Origin of the sequence: Xanthomonas arboricola, from assembly GCF_003353015.1 — a bacterium.
In the GTDB taxonomy this organism is placed as follows: domain Bacteria; phylum Pseudomonadota; class Gammaproteobacteria; order Xanthomonadales; family Xanthomonadaceae; genus Xanthomonas; species Xanthomonas arboricola_E.
This window is the reverse complement of sequence record NZ_QREM01000019.1, coordinates 1-305: the sequence shown is the minus strand read 5'-3', so window position 1 is coordinate 305 and position 305 is coordinate 1. Positions and strand designations below refer to the sequence as shown.

Annotated in this window: 1 pseudogene; it reads left to right on the top strand. The window is 71.8% G+C overall.

Going from position 1 to position 305, the window contains the following annotated elements:
• Positions 1-305: pseudogene (locus tag C0541_RS20535) on the top strand (adhesin); the annotation flags it as partial.

The window sequence follows — 305 nt, the reverse complement described above, 5'->3', positions numbered from 1 at the left end:
TCAGTGCGGCCTCGGGCACGGCGATCGGCCAGGGCGCACGGGTCAGCGCACAAGGTGCGGTGGCCGTGGGCCAGGGCTCGGTCGCCGATCGCGCCAACACGGTGTCGGTGGGTAGCGTCGGCGGCGAGCGGCAGGTGGCCAATGTGGCGGCCGGCACGCGTGCCACCGACGCGGTCAACAAGGGCCAGCTGGACAACGGCGTCGCCGCGGCCAACAGCTATACCGACAGCCGCTACAGCGCGATGGCCGACAGCTTCGAGACCTACCAGGGCGACATCGAGGACCGTCTGCGCCGGCAGAACCGC